This window comes from Xenophilus sp. (genome assembly GCF_044462705.1).
Lineage (GTDB): Bacteria > Pseudomonadota > Gammaproteobacteria > Burkholderiales > Burkholderiaceae_C > Xenophilus > Xenophilus azovorans.
In genome coordinates, this window is record NZ_JBIQNC010000336.1 from 1 (window position 1) to 2,826 (window position 2,826).

Annotated in this window: 2 protein-coding genes and 1 pseudogene; 1 reads left to right on the top strand and 2 read right to left on the bottom strand. The window is 64.6% G+C overall.

Translation table 11 applies throughout. From position 1 onward, the window contains the following. Positions 1-190: pseudogene (locus tag ACIY1X_RS25770) on the bottom strand (threonine ammonia-lyase, biosynthetic); the annotation flags it as partial. Between the two features lie 72 nt (positions 191-262). Between ACIY1X_RS25770 and ACIY1X_RS25775 the strand changes: the two are divergent. Continuing rightward, complete coding sequence (locus tag ACIY1X_RS25775; RefSeq protein WP_399686368.1) at positions 263-1,399, top strand: hypothetical protein; 1,137 nt, start codon at positions 263-265, stop codon at positions 1,397-1,399. Between the two features lie 71 nt (positions 1,400-1,470). Here ACIY1X_RS25775 and ACIY1X_RS25780 read toward each other — a convergent pair whose 3' ends face one another. Then, positions 1,471-2,766 carry a porin gene (locus tag ACIY1X_RS25780; RefSeq protein WP_038207736.1) on the bottom strand — a complete coding sequence of 432 codons (1,296 nt, stop codon included), beginning with the start codon at positions 2,764-2,766 and terminating at the stop codon, positions 1,471-1,473. Positions 2,767-2,826: the final 60 nt, after the last annotated feature.

Below are 2,826 nucleotides of genomic sequence, written 5' to 3' on the forward strand. Positions count from 1 at the left end.
CCCCGCGCAGCTTGAAGCTGAACACCGGCTGCTGGTCCTCGCGCTTGAGCAGGACGGTGTTGCCGATGCGCGCGCTGAGCGCACGCGCCGGTTCGAGCGCTGACTCGACCGCCACGTCGTAGACGCGGGCGGTGAGGATTTTCTTGAGATAGTCGGCGGGCGTCAGAGCCGGCTCCTGGCGGGAGGGCATGGCGGAGGGGGAAGCGTCTTGAGAGGAGCCAGTGATGATAAATCGGCACACGATTTGCTGTCGGCATGCGGCGTGGACACTTTTGTCATCGCCATGCTGACGAGAGTGACCGCAGCCAACGATCCGGCTTTTTCCGAGCGAGCACATCCAGGGAGCGTCGGGCTCCCGGGCGAGCTGACAAGCAGCGAAGCGTCGTCAGACCTTTGTGTCAGAGACCTCGCTTTCCAGTTGCTCGATGCCGAGCGTGCGCGAGTGGCTCGCGGCGAAATCGCCCGGGGCAGTTGGCAGGTGATGGACAACCGGCTGAGAGCGCACATCCTGCCTTTGCTGGGCGATCTGCCGGCGCACCGCGTCGACGCCGCGGCGGGGCAGCGCCTGATCGACCGGCTGGGTGATCAGGGCCTGTCGAGCACGACCCTCTCGCAATACGTGGTGCTGCTGCGCAAGGTTCTCATGCACGGCGTGCTCACCGGCGTGTTGCACGAGTTGCCGCGCTTGCCCAAGGTCAAGGTCCGCAGCCGGCCGCGCGGCAGCTTCAGCGTAGCGGAATATCGGCAGCTCGCTTCCGCGGCGCGGGCGTTGCGCGGACAAGCGCATCCGATACTGGGCACTCTGGACGCCGGCGACAGGTTCTGGATCGCCCGCGACCTGTTGTACATGCCGGACGAGATGTCGTGGCTGATCCGCTGGATGGTCAACACCTTCGTGCGGCCCAGCGACGTCAAGCTCGTCCGACACAAGCATGTCGACGTCGTGCGCGGGCGTCAGCTTTACCTGCGCCTGCGGCTGCCGGAAACGAAGCGGCACGGCCAGTCCGTGGTGAGCCTGCGGCCGGCCGTGCACGTCTATGAGGCGTTGCTCCGGCAGCGGCGCAGCGAAGGCCTGGCTGCGCCCGATGACTACCTGTTCCTGCCGCGCGTCAAGGACCGCAATCAGGCGCTGGCGGTGCTGAACTTCTTTTTCAAATGGGTGCCGCAGCAAACCGGTCTGGAGACGGGGCCGCTGGGGCAGACGCGCACCCTCTACTGCCTGCGCCACACCGCCATCACGCTGCGCCTGCTGTACGGCCAGGGCATCGACATGCTCACCCTGGCGCGCAACGCGCGCACCAGCGTCAACATGATCGAGCGCTTCTACGCCTCGACCCTGAGCGGTGAGATGAACGTGGATCTGCTGCAAAGCCGGCGCGGGAGGAAGAGTGGTCCTTGAATGAAAAAGCCACCCCGCTGTCGCGAGGTGGCCTTGGCCTCCGATCCTGATCTGGCATCAGCCAGCGGGAATCAGAAAGCGTGGCGGATGCCCAGGTCGTAGCCGATGGAGGTCTTCGGGCGATAGTCGCCGCTGATCCAGTTGCCGCGCGCGATGCCGCCCACGGAATAGTCAGCCCCATTCTTGTTCTTGATGTAGGCCACGGTGCCGTACAGAGCCGTGCGCTTGGACAGGTTGTGCACGTAGCCCACGGCGATCTGATCAGCCTTGGGGTTGCCCTGGTTGCCGAAGGCCTGTGCCCAGTAGTCTTTCAGGCTCGGCAGCGGCGCCAGACCGTAGTAATGCACCGAAGGCTTGAGCGTCACGCGGCCGTAGGACGCCTTGATGACGCCAGCGCCCACCGGTGCGGTCAGGCCGATGTGATAGCCGTTCAGACGGCCGTTGGTGACAGCCAGCGATTCGAACGGCGACACGTTCGTGTACTCGCCGTCGGATTTGACGCGGGCGTATTCGCCGACCAGCTTGAGCACGCCGAAGTCGTAGGATGCGCCGACGTTGAAGGTCTTTACGGTGCGGTCGAAACCATCGTAGTAGTCGGACTCGACGTTCTGTTCACCATAGGCCACGGCCACATCCAGCGGGCCGTTGGCGTAGCCGAAGCGGCCTCCCCAATAGCGGCCCGAGCGCGTGTCGCCGTTGGCGGGCGTGAACGTGCCGTCGCTGTACTTGGCCTTCTCGTGGAAGGCATACATCACGTTGCCGTAGAAGCCGCCCAAGTTCCGGGGCAGGAAGTAGCCGACCGAGTTGGAAGCGCGGACGTTGTCGGACTCAAAAGCCCAATCGGAACCGACCAAGTTGCTTGCCGTCAGTGGAGCGGCGCCGGCGGCCTTCTGGATGAGGTTGGTGCCCACGCCCACGGTGCCGAACGGATCGAAAACGGAGTTGTTGGAGAACGTCGGCTTGTAGTCGCGGCCCAGGCGGATTTCACCGAAGGCGCCCGACAGGCTGACGGTGGCGCGGCGGTTGAAGTTCAGTGCGTACGACGCGTCATCGTTGCGGATCGACGATTCCAGCCAGAAGCTGGCCGCCAGACCCCCACCCAGGTCTTCCACGCCACGAAAGCCGAGACGGGCGGACGATTCGTTGCCGACGGTCATGCCGGTCCAGCTCTTCTTGGCGGAATCCGCCTGGAAGATGTAGGCAAGGGGATCGGTCGCCAGGACGAAGGGGTCGGTGACCAGTTGGCTCTTGTTCGAGTAGCTGCTGATGCCGGCGTCCACCACGCCGAACAGCGTCACCGACGATTGCGCCGAGGCAACACCGGCAGCAGCCAGGGCAGCCAGAGCAGCTAGACCGGCCGTTGTGATCCACGGCGCCAAGAAAAAAGCCCCGAGTCTTGCGACTCGGGGCCAAATCCACCAATTGAG